This is a genomic window from Micromonospora sp. NBC_01740 (genome assembly GCF_035920365.1).
GTDB classification, from domain to species: domain Bacteria; phylum Actinomycetota; class Actinomycetes; order Mycobacteriales; family Micromonosporaceae; genus Micromonospora; species Micromonospora reichwaldensis.
Genome location: NZ_CP109150.1, coordinates 3,771,955 through 3,788,162, shown reverse-complemented (window position 1 = coordinate 3,788,162; position 16,208 = coordinate 3,771,955). Strand labels below are relative to the sequence as shown.

At 75.0% G+C, this 16,208-nt stretch carries 17 protein-coding genes; 9 read left to right on the top strand and 8 right to left on the bottom strand.

Annotated features, from left to right (window positions below; genetic code table 11):
* Positions 1–4: 4 nt before the first annotated feature.
* The 4 genes from OG989_RS17610 to OG989_RS17595 are packed head-to-tail and all read right to left on the bottom strand — an operon-like array spanning position 5 to position 4,483.
* The gene (locus OG989_RS17610; RefSeq protein ID WP_151457251.1) at positions 5–652 is read right to left on the bottom strand and encodes a D-sedoheptulose-7-phosphate isomerase; all 648 of its coding nucleotides are present in this window, start codon (positions 650–652) and stop codon (positions 5–7) included.
* Positions 649–1,863 carry a glycosyltransferase gene (locus tag OG989_RS17605; protein ID WP_327027641.1) on the bottom strand — a complete coding sequence of 405 codons (1,215 nt, stop codon included), beginning with the start codon at positions 1,861–1,863 and terminating at the stop codon, positions 649–651. Before OG989_RS17605 ends, OG989_RS17610 begins: the two co-directional genes overlap by 4 nt.
* Positions 1,848–2,825: a glycosyltransferase gene (locus OG989_RS17600; protein ID WP_151457249.1), complete on the bottom strand. Its 978-nt coding sequence runs from the start codon at positions 2,823–2,825 to the stop codon at positions 1,848–1,850. Before OG989_RS17600 ends, OG989_RS17605 begins: the two co-directional genes overlap by 16 nt.
* Positions 2,822–4,483, bottom strand: coding sequence for an HAD-IIIA family hydrolase (locus OG989_RS17595; protein ID WP_327027640.1), 1,662 nt, complete (start codon positions 4,481–4,483; stop codon positions 2,822–2,824). The genes OG989_RS17600 and OG989_RS17595 overlap by 4 nt, the downstream gene beginning before the upstream one ends.
* Positions 4,484–4,768: 285 nt before the next feature.
* Here OG989_RS17595 and OG989_RS17590 point away from each other — a divergent pair, with 285 nt between their 5' ends.
* The 3 genes from OG989_RS17590 to OG989_RS17580 all read left to right on the top strand — a co-directional run bounded on the left by OG989_RS17590 (position 4,769) and on the right by OG989_RS17580 (position 7,083).
* Positions 4,769–5,197: an SRPBCC family protein gene (locus tag OG989_RS17590; RefSeq protein WP_327027639.1), complete on the top strand. Its 429-nt coding sequence runs from the start codon at positions 4,769–4,771 to the stop codon at positions 5,195–5,197.
* Positions 5,194–6,195, top strand: coding sequence for an SDR family oxidoreductase (locus tag OG989_RS17585; protein ID WP_327027638.1), 1,002 nt, complete (start codon positions 5,194–5,196; stop codon positions 6,193–6,195). The genes OG989_RS17590 and OG989_RS17585 overlap by 4 nt, the downstream gene beginning before the upstream one ends.
* Before the next feature lie 120 nt (positions 6,196–6,315).
* Positions 6,316–7,083 carry a polyprenol monophosphomannose synthase gene (locus OG989_RS17580; protein WP_327027637.1) on the top strand — a complete coding sequence of 256 codons (768 nt, stop codon included), beginning with the start codon at positions 6,316–6,318 and terminating at the stop codon, positions 7,081–7,083.
* 698 nt (positions 7,084–7,781) lie between these two features.
* Here the strand turns inward: OG989_RS17580 and OG989_RS17575 are convergent.
* Positions 7,782–9,386, bottom strand: a complete 1,605-nt coding sequence (locus tag OG989_RS17575; protein ID WP_327027635.1) for a phytoene desaturase family protein — start codon at positions 9,384–9,386, stop codon at positions 7,782–7,784.
* A gap of 70 nt (positions 9,387–9,456) precedes the next feature.
* On the opposite strand from OG989_RS17575, the gene OG989_RS17570 reads away from it, so the two are divergent.
* Positions 9,457–10,890 (top strand): aldehyde dehydrogenase family protein, encoded by a 1,434-nt coding sequence (locus OG989_RS17570; RefSeq protein WP_151455774.1) that lies wholly within the window; start codon positions 9,457–9,459, stop codon positions 10,888–10,890.
* A gap of 62 nt (positions 10,891–10,952) precedes the next feature.
* Here the strand turns inward: OG989_RS17570 and OG989_RS17565 are convergent, their stop codons facing one another.
* Entirely contained in the window at positions 10,953–11,354 is a 402-nt protein-coding gene (locus tag OG989_RS17565) for a ChaB family protein (RefSeq protein ID WP_327027632.1), read from the bottom strand.
* Positions 11,355–11,512: 158 nt separating this feature from the next.
* Between OG989_RS17565 and OG989_RS17560 the strand changes: the two genes are divergently transcribed.
* The 4 genes from OG989_RS17560 (at position 11,513) to OG989_RS17545 (ending at position 13,850) form a co-directional block, all read left to right on the top strand.
* Positions 11,513–12,493, top strand: a complete 981-nt coding sequence (locus tag OG989_RS17560; protein ID WP_151455773.1) for a YihY/virulence factor BrkB family protein — start codon at positions 11,513–11,515, stop codon at positions 12,491–12,493.
* 72 nt (positions 12,494–12,565) lie between these two features.
* Positions 12,566–12,982, top strand: coding sequence for a DUF2795 domain-containing protein (locus OG989_RS17555; protein ID WP_151455772.1), 417 nt, complete (start codon positions 12,566–12,568; stop codon positions 12,980–12,982).
* A 52-nt stretch (positions 12,983–13,034) separates the two neighbouring features.
* On the top strand, positions 13,035–13,496 hold the full coding sequence (locus tag OG989_RS17550) for an SRPBCC family protein (RefSeq protein WP_327027630.1): 462 nt from the start codon (positions 13,035–13,037) through the stop codon (positions 13,494–13,496).
* 93 nt (positions 13,497–13,589) lie between these two features.
* On the top strand, positions 13,590–13,850 hold the full coding sequence (locus OG989_RS17545) for a hypothetical protein (RefSeq protein WP_151455770.1): 261 nt from the start codon (positions 13,590–13,592) through the stop codon (positions 13,848–13,850).
* Positions 13,851–13,968: 118 nt separating this feature from the next.
* Here OG989_RS17545 and OG989_RS17540 read toward each other — a convergent pair whose 3' ends face one another.
* Positions 13,969–15,165 (bottom strand): MFS transporter, encoded by a 1,197-nt coding sequence (locus OG989_RS17540; protein WP_151455769.1) that lies wholly within the window; start codon positions 15,163–15,165, stop codon positions 13,969–13,971.
* Between the two features lie 154 nt (positions 15,166–15,319).
* Between OG989_RS17540 and OG989_RS17535 the strand changes: the two genes are divergently transcribed.
* Positions 15,320–15,532, top strand: a complete 213-nt coding sequence (locus OG989_RS17535) for a hypothetical protein (protein ID WP_132235960.1) — start codon at positions 15,320–15,322, stop codon at positions 15,530–15,532.
* A 41-nt stretch (positions 15,533–15,573) separates the two neighbouring features.
* Here the strand turns inward: OG989_RS17535 and OG989_RS17530 are convergent, their stop codons facing one another.
* Complete coding sequence (locus OG989_RS17530; protein WP_151455768.1) at positions 15,574–16,137, bottom strand: TetR/AcrR family transcriptional regulator; 564 nt, start codon at positions 16,135–16,137, stop codon at positions 15,574–15,576.
* Between the last annotated feature and the right edge of the window lie 71 nt (positions 16,138–16,208).

The following is a 16,208-nucleotide window of genomic DNA, read 5'->3' as shown; positions in this document are numbered from 1 at the left end:
CTCATCACGCCTGGACCTGCTGACCTGCACCGCCGTCGAGCACCACCTCGACCCCGGTCCGTACGGGCGCGGCGGGCGCCACCGGCAGCGCCCGCTCGACGTACTCGCAGAGGAGGTGGCTGGTGACGAGGTGGAGTTCCTGCACGACCTGGCTGTCGGCCGAGCCGACGGCGAGCACGTCGTGACACAGCTCCGCCAGGGGGTTGGGGGCGGGGCCGGTCAGGGCCCAGCAGGTGAGTCCGCTGTCGCGGCCGGCCCGGGCGGCGGCCAGCAGGTTGGCGCTGGTACCGCTGGTCGACAGCAGCAGCAGGACGTCGCCGGCGCGGCCGTGGGCGCGTACCTGGCGGGCGAAGACCTCGTCGTAGCCGTAGTCGTTGCCGATGGCGGTCATCGCGGAGGTCTCCGCGTGCAACGCGATGGCGGACAGGGGCTGGCGGTCGTCGCGGAGCTTCCCGACGAGTTCGGCGGTGAGGTGCTGGGCCTCGGCGGCGCTACCGCCGTTGCCGGCCACCAGCAGCCGGCCGCCGTCGACCAGCCGACGCGCGAGGGCCTCCCCCCACCGGGCCAGCAGCGTCTCGTGCCGCCGGAAGGGCACCAGCGCCGCCGCCAGGTTCGTCAGGTGCGCGTCCAGCGGCGTGGGTGCCGCCATCAGGCCACCACCCGGGCCGGCCGGTGGACCGCCACGTCGCCGTAGACCTCCACCAGCCGCTCCGCCGTGGCCGCCCAGGAGTACCGCCGCCGGGCCCGTTCCCGCGCCGCCGTCGCGTACGCGAAGCGGCGGATCCGGTCGTCGAGCAGCCCCTGGATCGCGGCGCCCAGCGCACGCGGGTCCCGGGCCGGCACCAGGTCGCCGGTGACGCCCTCGACCACGGTGTCCTTGATCCCGCCGACGGCGGTGCCCACCACGGGCACGCCGCACGCCATCGCCTCCAGCGGGGTGAGCCCGAACGGCTCGTACCAGGGGGCGGCCACCAGGACGTCCGCCGAGCGGTACCAGCGGCCCATCTCCTCGCGGGGGACCGCGCCGACCAGTCGCACCCGGTCGGCGACCCCGCAGCTGACCGCGAGGGCGCGCAGCCGGCGGGCGTACGGGTCGGTCTCCAGCAGGCCGGCGGGCGGGCCGCCGACGACCACGCACTCGGCCTCGGGCACGTACGCCATCGCCCGCACCACGGTCTGGAAGCCCTTGCGCTCGACCAGCCGGCCGACGGTCAGGATCCGCGGCCGGCCGTCCTCCCGCTCGGCGGTCGGCCCCAGCGGGGCGAACGTGCCCAGGTTGACCCCGGACGGCACGACCGTCATCCGGGACCGTGGCACGCCCATCCGGACCAGCTCGCCGACCTCGTCGCGGCACTGGGCGATGACCCGGTCGACGGCCCGGCCCAGCTCCCGCTCGTAGCCGATCCGGCGGGCCGGGCTGGTGTCCTGCACGCCCTGGTGGCGCCGCTTGACCACCCCCAGGGCGTGGTACGTCTGCACGACCGGAACGCCGGTCTGCCGGCTGGCGGCCAGCGCGGCGAGGCCGCTCATCCAGAAGTGCGCGTGGATCACCTCGGGCATCCAGTCGCCGCCCCGCCACCGGTCGACCAGCCAGCGGCTGAACTCCCGCATGTGCGGCAGCAGGGCGTCCTTGGCGACCGGCTCGGCCGGCCCCGCCGGGACGTGCACCACGTCGTAGCCGTCGGCGCTGCGTACGGTCACCGGCAGGTCCACGGCGTCGCGGCGGGTGTAGACCCGCACGTCGTGTCCGGCGGCCGCGAGGGCGGCGGAGAGCTCGGCGACATGCGTGTTCTGACCGCCGGCGTCCTCGCCGCCCAGGATGGCGAGCGGGCTGGCGTGCTCCGAGATCATCGCGATGCGCATACTTCCTCCTCCAGCAGCCGGTCCCAGTCGGCGAGGAAACGGTCGAGGCCGTAGCGGTCCCGGGCGGCGGCGCGGGCCCGCTCCCCCGCCCGGCGTGCCTCCGCCGGCTCGTCGACGAACCGGCGGGCGGCGTCGAGCAGGGTGTCGAGCCGGGTGGACAGCGCGCCCGCCCCCGGTGGCACCGCCATCGCCGCCTCCGTGGCGGCCAGCGCGACCACCGGCATCCCGATGGACATCGCCTCGATCAGGCTCAGCCCCAGGGAGGTCCAGCGGCACAGGTGCAGGTACGCCCGCCGCCGCCCCAACTCGGCGTGCATCCGGTGCTGGGGCAGGTCGTCGTGGCTGGTGAGCCGGTCGGCGGGCAGGCCCAGGTGCTCGGCCAGCCCGGCCACCTTCATGCCGAAGACGTCCAGCGGGGCGATCTCGGCGAAGCGGGGCAGCAGGTCGGTGCCGGTGACCCGACCCCGGCGTACCGGCTCGTTGATCACCACCGCGAGCCGGTCGAGCTCGCCCGTGTACTCCGCGGCGGGAGGGACGATGCCGTGGTCGACCACGGTGGTGCGGGTGGCCCCGGTGTCCCAGAACAGCTCGTTGAACCCGGTGACGTGGGCGACGAGCAGGTCGTCGCGGTCGGCCATGGGGTGCCGGCTGTTGGGCACGTCGCCGTCCTTGGGCGTGTTGTGCTCGACGTAGACGGCGGGTACGTCGCGGCCGGGCCGCCGGCCGAGCCACCGCTCGGCGAGGTCGATCTCCTCGGGGCGTTGCAGGACGACCAGGTCGACGTCGGCGGTGCGCAACTGCTCGGGGGTCACCTCGACGGCCGTGTCGGGCCACGGGTAGGTGCGGGCGCGGCCGAGGCCGTAGGGGCCCCGGTCCGGGGTGACGGGCACCAGGTACCGGTGCTTGCCGTGCACGAACGACGTGGTCCAGGAGCCGTGCACGTGCCACAGGAGCAGGTTCATCCGCCGCTCCCGCCGATGGTGGCCAGCGTCGTCACGCCGGCGGACGAGCCGCCGGTGGGCGGCCCCGACCGGGCCGACGGGGTCACCCCGAGCAGCCGCAACGCGTCGACGACCTCCTCGGGGTCGACGCCGCTCAGGCAGGGGTGCCCGGGCACCGGGCAGCGCGCCGCCCGCGTGTCGCGGCAGGCGGCCTCCGCGTCGCCGAGGCGCACCGTGGGCACCCGCCACGGCCCCCACTGCCCGAACGGCACCGTGGGGGCGAACAGGCTGACCACCGGCACCCCGTGGGCGGCGGCGAGGTGGGCGGGGCCGGTGTTGCCGACCACGACCGCGCCGGCGCCGGCCACCGTCGCGGCCAGCCCGGCGAGGCCGGTCCGCCCGCCCAGGTCGACGGCGACGTCGCCGGCCACCCGCGCGGTCAGCTCCTGCTCGTCGGGGCCGCCGGTGACCACCATCCGGTGGCCGGCGGCCGTCAGGGCGCGGGCGATCCGCGCGGCCAGCTCCGGCGGGCAGCCCCGGGCCTGCGCCGCCGAGCCGGGGTGCAGCACCACGTAGCCGGGCGCGCCGACCTCCGGCGGCGGCGCCTGCGCCGGCCGCAGGCGCAGGGCGGGTCCGTCGTGGTCGGCGAGGGCGAAGCCGGCGGCGGCGGCGAGGGAGAGCGCGCGTTCCGGTTCGGGTACGCCGGCCGGCACGCGGTGCCGTACGTCGAGCAGGCTGCCCGGGTAGTCGTCGCTGATGGCGCTCACGCGTCCGACCCCGGCCAGGCGCAGCAGCAGGGCCAGGGGCAGGGGCGACTGGTGGAAACTGGTGAAGACGACCGCCTCGTCGGCGTGCACGGCGGCGAGCCGGTCGGCGAGCTGACGCATGTCGGCGGGGTCGACGGGGTCGGGGGCGGGGTCGATCCAGGGCAGCCGGTGCTCGACGATCTCGTCGACGCCGGGCAGGAGTTCCGCCGCGGCGCGGCCCCGGGGCCCGCACAGCAACACCACCCGCTCGGCGTGGGCGGCGACGGCGCGGATGGCGGGCCCGGTCACCAGCACGTCCCCGGCCGAGTCGGCCCGTACCACCAGCACGGTCCCCGTCCGCCCCCTGCCGGCGCCCCGCGCGGCGTCGGTGTCGGTGTCGGCCTGCCGGTAGGTGGCCGGGTCGAGCGCCGCCTGGCGGCGCAGGATCTCCGCCACCGCCGCCGGGAGATCGGCGGCCACCTGCGGCGCGGCGGCCACCTCCTGCGGCCGGGTCACCGGCGTGGGCACCAGGATCCCCGACGCGCCCGCGGCCGACGCCGCGATCATGTCCCGGCCGATGTCCCCCACCAGCACGCACCGCGCCGGCACGGTGCCCAGTTCCCGCGCCGCGGCGTGCACCAGCCCCGGCGCCGGCTTGCGGCACCCGCATCCGTCGCCGTCGTCGTGCGGACACACCAGCCAGGCGTCGAACGGCCCCAGCAACCGCTCGACCCGGGCGTGCACCGCCTCCATCTGCGCCCCGGTGAACAAGCCACGGGCCAGGCCGGACTGGTTCGTCACCACCGCCAGCCGCAGGCCCGCCGCCCGCAACCGGTCCAGGGCGGCCCGCGCCCCCGGCACCGGCCGTACCTTCTCGGGGTCGCCGTTGTACGGCACGTCCTCGATCAGCGTTCCGTCGCGGTCCAGCAGCACCGCGTCGAACAGGACGGGCCCGGGCCCCGCCGCGCCAGCACCGGCAAAAACCCGGGCTGACCTGCGCTGATCCGGCTCCACCTGGTCCTGTCGCACAGCCGGCGGGTTCCCGGCGCCCCGGGGAGTAAACGTCGTCCCGGACGCGCCCCCCGCGTCGTACGCCGGCGGCGCCGACACGCCGGCTCGCAGGTGCCGTTACCCGTCGCCCGGGAGAAGCTAACCCATCGGCACCGTTAGCCCCGGCCAGACCGGGGGTATGGGAGCACAGTGGCGATTGTGGAGAAAGTGATCAAAGCTTCCCCGCAGCAGGTCTGGGCGGTGCTGGCGGACGGGTGGACGTACAGCGACTGGGTCGTGGGCACGGTGCACGTGCGCGACGTGGACGACGCCTGGCCCCGGGTGGGCAGCCAACTGCACCACAAGGCCGGGCCGTGGCCGTTCTCCCTGCACGACGTCTCCACGGTGCTGACCTGTGACCCGCCGCGCCGGTTGGTGATCCGCGCCGGCCTCTGGCCGGCCGGGGAGGCCATCGTGGTGTTCACCCTCGAAGCGGTCGGCGCGGACGCCACCCGGGTACGCATCGGCGAGGACTTCGCCGCCGGTCCGCTGCACTGGATACGCAACAAGATCAACGACCTGGTGCTGCACCAGCGCAACAAGGAGACCCTGACCCGGCTGGCCGACATCGCCATGCGGCAGAAGGCGGACGCATGACGCAGACCGTGGTGGTCACCGGGGCGAGCGCCGGCGTGGGACGGGCGGTCGCCCGCCGGTACGCCGAGCGCGGCGCCCGGCTCGCGCTGCTCGCCCGCGGCGAGGCCGGGCTGGCGGCCGCCGAGCGCGACTGCCGGGAGCTGGGCGCCTCGGAGGTGTGCACCTACCGGGTGGACGTGGCCGACGCCGAGGCGGTGCAGCAGGCCGCCGACGACGTGGTGCACCGGTTCGGCGGCATCGACGTGTGGGTGAACAACGCGATGGTCTCGGTCTTCGCCCCGGCGTGGGAGATCCCGGCCACCGAGTTCCGGCGGGTCACCGAGGTCAACTACCTCGGCACCGTGCACGGCACCCTCGCGGCGCTACGGCACATGCGGGCACGTGGGCGGGGCGCGGTCGTGCAGGTCGGCTCCGCGCTGGCCTACCGCGGGATCCCGTTGCAGTCGGCGTACTGCGCGAGCAAGCACGCCGTCCAGGGCTTCAACGACTCGCTGCGGGCGGAACTGCTGCACGACTGCCCGGGCGTGAAGCTGTCGATGGTGCAACTGCCGGCGATCAACACCCCGCAGTTCTCCTGGGTACGCACCCGACTGCCCCGGCACCCCCAGCCCGTACCGCCGATCTTCGCACCCGAGGTGGCCGCGAAGGCGATCGTCTGGGCGGCCGACCACGGGCCGCGCGAGCTGAACGTGGGCGGACCGACCTGGCGCGCCCGGCTCGGCGATGTCCTGGCCCCCGGCCTGCTCGACCGGAAGCTGGCACGCGACGGCTACGACAGCCAGCAGACCGACACCCCGATCGACCCGGTCGCCTGGCGGGACAACCTGGACCGTCCCGGGGACGACGAACGGGACCGGGGCGCGGAGGGCGTGTTCACCGACCGGGCCCGGGGCCGCTCGGCCGCCCTGTGGATCGGTACGCACAAGCCGGCCGTCTCCGGCGCCGCCCTGGCGGGCCTGGCGGTGGCCCTCACCGCGCTGGCCCGCCGCCTCCGCTGACACCCGGAACGGGCCCTCGTCGGGGCGGAAGACGGGGCGGTAGGGGTGGCCTTTTCGACCCGGATGTGGCAACTGGCTACGCTCTCAGGGAGCCCTGTCCGCCGACCGAGGATGTCCGACATGATCGAACCCGTGCAGTTGCCCGTGCCGTGGCGGGACGCACGCCTGACCGTCGTGGTTCCCACCTACAACGAGGCGGGCAACCTCCCGGTGCTGGTCGAGCGGCTGCTGGCCCTGCCGCTGCCGGGCCTGAAGATCCTGGTCGCCGACGACAACTCGCCGGACGGCACGGGTGAGGTGGCGGACAAGCTGGCCATCGAGCACCCCGACCGGGTCGAGGTCGTGCACCGGGCCGGCAAGGAGGGCCTCGGCCGGGCCTACGTGGACGGCATCGGGCGTGCCCTCGACGGCGGCGCGGAGTACGTGGCGCAGATGGACGCCGACCTGTCGCACCCGCCGGAGGCGCTGCCGGGCATGCTCGGCGCGCTGCTCTCTACCCAGGCCGGCGTGGTGATCGGCTCCCGGTACGTGCCGGGCGGCGAGCTCGACGAGAACTGGCCGTTCTACCGGCGGGCGCTCAGCGGCTGGGCCAACCTCTACGTGCACACGCTGCTGCGGGTCCGGATCCGCGACCTCACCGCCGGCTTCAAGATCTGGCGGGCGGACGCGCTGCGCGACATCGGCCTGGAGCGGGTGCAGTCCAACGGCTACAGCTTCCAGGTGGAGATGCACTACCTGGCCACGAAGCTGGGGCACACCATCCTGGAGGTCCCGATCCGCTTCGAGGAGCGGCGCGACGGCGCGTCCAAGATGACCACCGCGACCAAGGTCGAGAGCGCGCTGATGCCGTTCAAGCTGCGCAGTAAGCACCGCAACATCGAACGCTGACCCGACCCGATCCCGCCGTGCCACGCCGCCCCGCCCTGGCCCCGGTCCCGGTCCGTTCCGCGGGCCAGGTCCGGGGCGGCAGGCGAGCGGCGGAGGGCGAGGGACGGGCGCAGCGAGGGCGAAGGCGAGCGACAGCAGCGACGAGCGGCAGACGGGCGGAGAGCGGAGGGGCGGAGAGCGGACGGCGACCTTGAGTCCCGGCCGCCCGCCGCACGGGACGTCCGATCAGCCCACACACCGCGACCACGGAGCGCAACCCTCACCTTCCGTGACCGTCGGCTCCGCCTTCGGATCGCCGCTCGCCGCCCTTTGCTCTGCAGCCACGGACGCACCACGTCGCTGAGCTGGGGCTGGCTCGCCGCCGGTGCAGCGGACTCGCCGCACGCCATCACTCAGAGCAACTGTTGCGTATATGGATGCAGAGCAAAGGGCGCGGCGAACGACCCACGCGGCCAGCGCTGCCCTCACTGTCCGTCAGCAATCTCGTCAGACAATCCGCCGGCGGGTCCGGCTTGGCGAAGAGTCGGCCTGGTCACCCAGGCCGTAGTGCACGGCGCCCCGGCCCCACCAGATGCCCCCGCGCGCACGGTGCCGGGCGCCCGGTGCCCGGAGCGCCCCGCGCGCGACGCAGGGGGCGCAGGGCGGGCGCAGGGCGCAGGGCGCAGGGCGCGAGCTTGTCGTCTTCGCCGTGCTGGCGGTCAGCGGTAGACCGCGCGGTGCGCGGCGTCGATCCCGGCCGCGTACAGCGGGCCGGTGAGGGCGCGGTCGCGGGCCAGGGCGGCCCGGGCGGCGTTCGCGCCGGGCGCGCCGTGCACGCCGCCGCCCGGGTGCGCCGACGCGCTCGCCAGGAACAGCCGGTCCACCGGCGTGTCCGCGCGGCCCAGGCCGGGGATCGGGCGCAGGAACAGCTGCTGGTACGCGGCGGCGGTGCCGCCACCGAGCGCGCCGCCGACCAGGCTCGGGTCGCCCGCCTCCAGGTCGGCCGGGCCGGCCACGTGCCGCCCCACGATCAGGCTGCGGAAGCCCGGCGCGGCCTCCTCCAGCACCTGCTCCATCCGCTCGACGTGCGCAGCGATCTCCTCGGCCCGCCACTTCTGGCGGAACGGCAGGTGGGTGTACGACCAGAGCGACTCGGTGCCCGGCGGCGAGTGGCTCGGGTCGGCCACCGACATCTGTCCCAGCAGCAGGAACGGGTCGCGCGGGATCTCCTTGCGGGCCAGCGCGGCGGCGTAGCTGGTGAGGCCGTCCAGGTCTGCGCCCAGGTGCACGGTGCCGGCGGTGGCGACCGCCCGGTTGGTCCACGGCACGGGGGCCGACAGCGCCCAGTCCACCTTGAGCGTCGAGCCGTCCCAGCGGAAGTGCGCCAGGTCCTCCACCAGCCGGGGCGGCAGCGCCGCCGCGCCGACCAGGTCCAGGTAGAGGGCGGGCGCGGGGACGTCGGCGAGCACCGCGCGGCGGGCCCGCCACAGGGCGCCGCCGGTGGTACGCACGCCCATCGCCCGGCCGCGGGCGGTCAGCACCCGGTCGACGTGTGCGCCGTAGAGGATCCGGCCGCCGCGTTCGGTCAGCCGGGCCACCAGCGCGTCGGTGATCTTCTGGGCGCCGCCGTCGGGCACCGGCCAGCCGACCTGCTGGCCCAGCATGGCGAGCAGCCAGCCGTACACGCCCGAACCGGCCTCCTCGGGCGACAGGTCGGTGTGCAGGGCACAGCCGGCCAGCAGCACCGGGCCGCCCTCGCCCTCGAAGAGTTCGTCGCCGAGCTTGCGTACCGGCACCACCAGCCGCCGGGCCAGCCGCAGCGCCCCCGACACGCGCAGCCGGCGCAGCAGGCTCAGGCCCCCGCGCACCGGCGGGAACGGCCTGGTGATGCTCTCCAGCATCGGCTCGGCCACCTGGCGCCAGTCGTCGTACGCGTGCAGCCAGCGCTTGCCGTCGCCCGGCGCGAACGCCTCCAGCGAGGCCGCGGTGGCCTCCGGGTCGCGGTTGAGCACCGCCGCCCGCCCGTCGGGCAGCAGGTGGGCCAGCACGTCCGGGGAGTGCCGCCAGCGCAGACCGTAACGGTCGAGCCCCAGCCCGCGCAGCACCGGCGAGGCGTAGCCGAGGGGGTAGAAGGAGCTGTAGAGGTCGCTCAGGTAGCCGGGAGCCGTCACCTCGGCGGAACGCACCGCCCCGCCCGGGGTCTCCGTGGCCTCCAGCACCAGCACGTCCCAGCCGGCGTCGGCGAGCAGATTGGCGGCGACCAGGCCGTTGTGGCCTGCTCCCACGATGACGGCGTCCGCGCTCTCCGCGCCGGGCGAACTCATCCGATCCGCCTACCCGGCCAGCAACCGGGCGAAACGCGTTTGCCGCGCCGGGGCCGGGGCATGCACTGCCATGTACACGGTTGCGCAGCTCATAGGCGGAGTGTGGGGCGCGGGCGGCGAGGGTGGCGAGTTGGTCGTACACGATCCGGCCGACGGCTCCCCGGTCAGCTCGGCGCCGGTCGCGACGGCCGACGAGGTCGGCAAGGCGGTGGAGGCGACGCGCGGCGTCGCGGCGGAGTGGGCGGCGACCGCCCCCGCGGAACGGGCGGCGGCCCTGCACCGGGCCGCGGACGCCGTGGCGGCGGTGGCCGACGACCTGGCCCGGGCCACGACGGCCGAGATGGGCAAACCCCTGTCGGACGCCCGGGGCGGCGTGGAGGCGGGGATCGGCACGCTGCGACAGTACGCGGAACTCGCCCCCGTGCGCGGCGGGCGGACCCTGCACGGCGCCACCCACGCCCTCGACTTCATGACGCCGCAGCCGCGCGGGGTGGTCGCCGCGATCACCCCGTGGAACGACCCGGTGGCGGTCTCCTGCGGGCTGCTCGGCGCGGCCCTGGTCACCGGCAACGTGGTGCTGCACAAGCCGAGCGAGCGCGCCCCGGCGACCGGCTGGCTGCTGGCGAAGGCGCTCGACTCCGCGCTGCCGCCCGGGGTGCTGTCGCTGCTGACCGGCGGCCCGGAGGTCGGCGCGGCGCTGGCCGCCCAGGAGGTGGACGTCGTCGCCCACGTCGGCTCCACCGCCACCGGGCGGGCCATCGCGGCCGCGGCGGCACGGACCGGGGCGAAGGTACTGCTGGAGAACGGCGGCAGCGACCCGCTCGTCGTGGACGGCGACGTCGACCCGGTGTGGGCGGCCGGGCAGGCGGCGATCGGCGCGTTCGCCAACGCGGGGCAGATCTGCGTCGCGGTGGAGCGGATCTACGTGCACCGGGACGTCGCGGAGGACTTCGCGCTGGCGCTGGCGGAGCGGGCCACGAAGCTGCGGACGGGCCCGGGCGGCGACCCGCGTACCGAACTGGGGCCGCTGGTGGACCGGCGGCACCGCGACCACGTGCACGGGCAGGTCACCGCGGCGGTGGCCCAGGGCGCGCGGATCCGCACCGGCGGCACGCTGCCCGACGGGCCGGGGGCGTTCTACCCGGCGACCGTGCTCACCGACTGCCGGCACGACATGACGGTGGTACGCGAGGAGACGTTCGGGCCGGTCGCCCCGATCGTGGCCGTCGACTCGTTCTCCGAGGCGCTGCGGTGCGCCGCCGACTCCCCGTACGGGCTGGCCGCGACGGTGCTGACCGGATCGATGAGTCACGCCCAGCGCGCCTGGCGGGAACTGCCCGTGGGCACCGTGAAGGTCAACGCGGTGTTCGGCGGCGCGCCGGGCGGTGCCGCGCACCCGCGCCGGGGCAGCGGGCACGGTTTCGGCTACGGGCCGGAACTGCTGGACGAGTTCACCGCGACGAAGGCGGTGCACATCGAGGCGCCCGGTGGCGGCCACTGGTGAGACAGCGCGCGGGGGCTGTCCGCGGACGGACAGCCCCCGCGTCGCGTACCCGAAAGGTGGCCTCAGCGGCCGCGGGCCTTGGCGGTCCGGCGGTTGTTCGCCTTGTCGATGGCCTTGACCAGTTCGGGCTTCGTCATGGTCGAACGGCCGGGCACGTCCAGTTTGCGGGCCACCTTCATCAGGTGGTCCTTGGTGGCGTTGGCGTCCACCCCGCCGGCCGTGGGCGCCCGGCGCTCCGGTCCGCCGCCGGCCGCCTGGCGGTCGCTCGGCCCCTTGCGACCCTTGGGCTCCCAGTGGTCGCCGACCTTCTCGAACTCGTGCTTGACGGCGGCGAAGGCGGTGCGGTGCGCCCGCTCCCCCTCGCCGTACGTCTCCACGGCCGAGTCATGCGTCTTCTCCCAGGTGCGCTGCGCCTTCTTGGGGGAGCGTCGCAGCGTGCTGGGCAGTACCTCGCGCCCGGGCATCTCGTCCTCCTCCGCGTCGATGGGTTCCCCTGACCGTTCCCCCGCGTCCGGTCGGCAAACCGGAGGTCGGGTTTGTCGATTTCCGGCCAGGGGTACCGGCGGGCCAGGCGAAGCCGGATGCACCGGGTCATCCGGCGGCCGGGGCGCAGGGAGCGGGCATGACGACGACGGAACCCGGCGCGGTGCTCGCCGGGGAGCGGCGACCGCGGATCCCCCGCCGGGTACGGCAGCTGAGCTGGCGCACCTGGCGCGGAGTGCTGGTGCGCAGCGTGCGCAACTTCGTCAAGGACAACTGCGCGGATTGGGCCGCCGCCCTGACCTACTACGGGGTGCTCGCGCTCTTCCCGTCCACGATCGTGGTGGTCGCCCTGGTCGGGCTGGTGTCCAACGGCGAGCAGACCGTCGACACCGTGCTGGACCTGGCCCGGGACATGGGCGCCGGCTCGGTGGTGGCGAACGAGGGCTTCGTCGGCGTCGTGCGGGGCGTGGTCGACCAGAACGACTCGGCCAGCGCGCTGCTGAGCTTCGGCCTGCTCGGTGCCCTCTGGTCGGCCTCCGGCTTCATCGGGGCGTTCACCCGGGCCTCCAACGCCGTCTACGGGGTCGAGGAGGGGCGGCCGATCTGGAAGCTGCGGCCGGTGCAGATCGGCCTGGCGGCGATCTCGCTGGTGCTGTTGGCGATCGTCGCCACCGGGCTGATCGTCAGCGGGCCGGTCACCGACGCGGTGGGCGACCTGATCAACGCCGGCGGACTGGCGCGTACGGCGTGGAGCGTCGCCAAGTGGCCCGTGCTCGCGATGATCATGATGGTGCTGCTGAGCCTGCTGTTCTGGATCGCGCCGAACGTCCGGCAGCCGCGGTTCCGCTGGCTCACCCCGGGCGGCGCGGTGGCCCTGGTCGCCTGGGCCCTCGCCTCCTTCGGCTTCGGCCTCTACGTCGCCAACTTCGGCTCGTACGACGCCACCTACGGCAGCCTCGGTGCCGTGATCGCGTTCCTGGTCTGGCTCTACCTGTCCAACTCGGCGCTGATGCTCGGCGTGCAGATCAACGCGGAACTCCAGCGCGGCCGGGTGCTCCAGGCCGGCGAGCCGGACCCCGACGAGCCGGTCCTGCCCCCGAAGACGCCGGCCACCACGTGACCCGCGCGGGTTTACCGGCCGCGACGCCGGAGCGCCCGTTTACCGCCGGTGCCACCGGGTAGCGCAGAAGGCATGGAACGTGGCAGCAGCAAGCACGGACCGAGGGTCGACGAGCAGATGAGCCGGGAGGTCAGCGGCCTCGTGCAGGGGCCGGGGACCGGCGGCTCGCGGGTCGACGAGTCCCGTGTGCCGGAGCCGGCGGGTGAGGACCAGCCGGAGCCGACCACGGCCCCGGCCGGCGACCTGCGTACGGGCGCGCCCAAGGGGATGAGCTCCGAGGACGTCGAGCGACGCAGCCGGCTCGGCCGGTTCATCACGATGGCCGCCCTGCCCGGTGACCGGGAGACGCTGATCGCCAACGCGCGGGACAACGAGGCGCCGGCGGACATCGTCGCCGAACTGGAGCGGCTGCCCGAGGGCACCCGCTACCAGACGATCTCCGAGGTGTGGGCGGCGCTCGGCCACAAGAACGAGACGACCCGTTGGTGACCGGATCCCCGCACGATCCGGCCCGTCACCGGCGGACGAAGGAGGATGCCTTATGAGTGGCGTTACCGAACACGTGGACGTCTCCGTCCCGGTCCGCACCGCGTACGACCAGTGGACCCAGTTCGAGGACTTCCCCCACTTCATGGAGGGGGTCCAGGAGGTCCGGCAGCTGACGGACACGATGACCCACTGGACGGTGGAGATCGCCGGGGTGAAGCGGGAGTTCGACGCCGAGATCACCGAGCAGCTCCCGGACGAGCGGGTCGCGTGGCGCTCCACGGGCGGCACCCAGCAGGCCGGCGTGGTGACCTTCCACCGGCTGGACCAGGACAACACCCGGGTCACGCTCCAGCTCGAGTTCGAACCGCACGGCGTGGTCGAGCAGGCCGGCGACAAGCTCGGCGTCGTCGACCGGCGCGCGAAGGGCGACCTGGAGCGGTTCAAGCAGTTCATCGAGCGACGCGGTCAGGAGACCGGCGCCTGGCGCGGCAAGGTCGACCGCCCGCAGCCCTGATTCCCCGCCCCCGGGTGTGAACCTCCGATGGCCGCCGGCTCCCCCGGCGGCCATCGTCGTTTGCGGGGACCCGGCCGGGGTACCGCGATTGACATGACGGACGACGACAAGGTGTGGCGGGACGAGGAACGGACTTCGCTCCAGGAACTGGACCGGGCCGTCGCGCGGTCGACCCTGGACGGCCAGGCCGACGACGTGACGGGGAACGACGCCGGCGAGGAGGCGGCCTTCGGGCACGGCCCGGAGGCGGCGGACCGCGGCGGGCAGGCCGCCGGTGCGGGCCGGGAGCCGACCGACCCGGACCGCGCGTACCGGCCCTCGACGACCGGCCGGACCGGACCGGACACGATGTGAACCGCACGGCGCGGCGGGCGGGCCCACCCCGGGTCCGCCCGCCGCGCCGCTCGACGCGAAAGGTCCGGGCCGTCCGAGGTCGCGGGTCCGGGCCGCTCGACGCGACGGTCCGCGCCGCTCAGCGGGGCGTCGGGGCCGGCCGGCGGGTGCCGGCCGCGTGCAGGGCGATCAGGCCCAGCGCGAGGACGACGAGCGCCGGCCCGAGCAGCTCGACCGAGGTGTTGCCGAGCAGCACCCCGATGCCGGCGGGCACCAGCGCGCCGCCGAGCCCGGCCGCGGCGATCTGGAGCCCGATGGTCCGGTCCGCGTGCGCCGCACCGACCCGCTCGGCGGTGGTGAGGGTGAGCAGCGGGAAGACCGGGGCGGCGGCGAAGCCGACGACGAACAGCCCGGCGACGGCGACCCAGGCCGGTGCCGGCAGCGCGATCAGGACCGCGCCGACCGCCATCCCGGCGAGGCTGCCCCGCAGCACCACCGCCGCGCCCAGCCGTTCGGCCACCACGCCCTGCACCACGCGCCCGACGAACAGGCTGCCCCAGTAGCCCGAGACGCAGACGCCGGCGACGGCTGCGCCGAGGCCGCGTCCCTCGGTCAGCAGCAGGAACGCCCAGAGCCCGGCCGCCACCTCGATGGCCACGTAGACGGCGAAGGCCGACGCGCCGAGCCAGACCGCCGGCAGGCGCAGCGTCTCGCGTACCCGGGTGACGGTCGGTGGGGCGACGGCCGCCTCCCCGGCGGGCTCGCGGGCCGGGGCGCGGTCCCGCCAGGCCCGCACGGTCAGCGCGAACGCGGCGGCCAGCGCGAGCTGGGCCCCCGCCACCAGGCCGTAGCCCCAGCGCCAGGAGAGCCCGGCGCTGAGCGCACCGGTCATGATCAACGGTCCGAGCGCCACGCCGAGGCCGAAGAACGCGTGCATCCAGTTCATGTGCCGGGGGCCGAAGGCGCCGGCGGCGTACGCGTTCAGGCCGGAGTCGATCGCGCCGGAGCCGAGGCCGAGCACCAGCGCGCAGCCCACCATCAGGGTGAGCCCGGGCGTCGACGCGTAGCCGGTGAGCGCGAGGCTGGCCAGCAGCGTGCTGCCGGCGAGCAGCCAGCCGACGCCGAGCCGGGCCAGCGTGAAGCCGGCCAGGACGCTGGAGGTCAGGTAGCCGGCGGTGCCGGCGGTGAGCACGAGGCCGACGGCCTCGGTGGGCACGCCGAAGTCGGCCCGGATCGAGGGCCAGCCCACGCCGATCAGGCCGTCGGGCAGGCCGAGGCTGACGAAGGCGAGGTAGGCCAGCAGGAGCAGCGAGGCGCGGGGCGGGGCGGTGGACACGGAGGACCATCCTGCCCTGAGTCGGCGGCGGCGCCAGTCCGCCTCCCCCGGTGGGACGAAGATTACGGTCCGGACGGGTGGTAAAACGGACAGCTCATCCAGAATCGGCCGTTCGGCTGACGGCAAGCGCCGGGTCGCGCGCAAGACTTTCGGGATGCATCAGGGCTCCGGCATCCTCTCCACGCGTCAGCGCCGCCTGGCATGGCTCGGCTTCCTCCTCGCCGCGCTGCAGGCTCCCGTCTCCGCCAAGCTGGCATCGGACGACTCCTGGTTGTTCAGCCTCTGCGTCGCGCTGATGGTGGCGACCGTGATCATCGCCGACGACGCGGCCCGCCGCCGCCCGGCGGACGCCCGCTCCATGGAGTGACGCGGCAGCCGGCGCGACGGCATCCCGCCGCGCCGGCCGGATCATCCCGGCTTGACCGCGATCGCGCCGTCGACGGTGCGCAGGATCAGGCGCAGCACCTCGTGCCGGGAGGCACCGGTCTCGGCCAGGTAGGCCCAGCCGGCGTACAACTGGGACCAGATCAGGCTCTGCACCCACCCCGCCGGCAGCTCCGGGTCGATGGTGCCGTCACGGTGCCCGCGTTCGACCATCGCGACGAAGTTCGGGTCGCACCCGCCGTCGATGGAACCGGCACCGGTCTCCGGCTCGGTGAAGATCAGCGAGAGCAGAGTGCCGAGGTCGAAGTACTCCTGGCAGAGCCGGCGCACGGCCGACGCACCGGTGCCCTCGGCGATCCGCGCCTGGGCGGTCGCCCGGTCCAGCCGGGCGCCGGCCTCGGCGCCGACCGCCCCGAACAGGTCGGCCCGCTCGGCGAAGTAGCGGTGCAACGTCGTACGCCCCACGTCGGCGGCGGTGGCGATGTCGCCGAGGGAGGCGGCGGGGTTGCGCCCCCACACCTCGATCGCCGCGTCGACGATGGCCTGGCGGGTCCGGGCGCGACTGCCGGACACCTGCTGGTCGGTCACGTCGGCGAGGATACCAACACGTCCTTTCGGAATACCGGTTGCCCTGAATGGAACACTGGTGTTCCATTCAG